The sequence below is a fragment of the Haloferax sp. s1 genome (assembly GCF_058382125.1).
In genome coordinates, this window is the sequence record NZ_JBZRPK010000094.1 from 1 (window position 1) to 1,007 (window position 1,007).

Below are 1,007 nucleotides of genomic sequence, written 5' to 3' on the forward strand. Positions count from 1 at the left end.
ACCTCGCTCCCCTCGCGCACATGGCGCTCGTTCTCATCGGTGAGGGCGAGGCCCACATCGACGGCGACCGTCTCGAAGGCGGCGAAGCGCTGGATGCAGTCGGACTGGAACCGGTGACGCTCGCCTCGAAAGAAGGACTTGCGCTTATCAACGGAACGCAACTCACGGTCGGTCTCGCCTCGCTGTTCGTCGTCGATGCCGAGCGAACTATCGACGCGGCGGACGCCGCGGGCGCGCTCACGACCGAGGTGACGATGGGAACGACGGCGAACTGCGACCCGGCGATTCACGAAATTCGCCCCCACCCCGGCCAGAAGAAGAGCGCTGAGACGATTCGACGCCTGACCGCCGATTCGACGGTCCTCGAATCGCACAAGGACTGCGAGCGCGTGCAGGACGCCTACTCGATTCGGTGTCTCCCGCAGGTCCACGGCGCGGTCAGAGACGCCGTCGACCACCTCCGCGAGGCCGTCGACGTCGAACTCAACAGCGTGACCGACAACCCGCTTGTCTTCCCGGCGGGCGACGTTGATGACCGCGCTCCCGGAACCGACGTGGCCGCCGTCGTCTCGGCGGGCAACTTCCACGGCGAACCGCTGGCGCTTCGACTCGATTACGCCGCGGGCGCACTGACCGAACTCGCCGCCATCTCCGAGCGCCGGACCGACCGGATGCTCAATCCGGAGGTACAGGAATCCTACCTCCCGGCGTTCCTAACCGAACACAGCGGCCTTCGGTCTGGCTACATGATTGCGCAGTACACCGCCGCGGCGCTCCTCAACGAGTGCCGGTCGCTTGGTCGTCCCTCTATCGACTCGACGCCGGTCAGCGGCGGGCAGGAAGACCACGTGAGCATGAGCGGCCAGAGCGTGCTGCACGCACAGACCGTCATCGAGAACGTCTCGACTATCGTCGGCGTCGAACTCCTCTGTGCTTCGCCGGGCGCGGAGTTCCTCGATGACGACCTCTAACTCGCGACCGGTACCGGGACCGTCCGCGCCTCGGTC

The 1,007-nt window shown here is 66.3% G+C and carries 1 pseudogene; it reads left to right on the forward strand.

The features are described from left to right. Nucleotides 1-968: pseudogene (locus QT222_RS00645) on the forward strand (HAL/PAL/TAL family ammonia-lyase); the annotation flags it as partial. Between the last annotated feature and the right edge of the window lie 39 nt (nucleotides 969-1,007).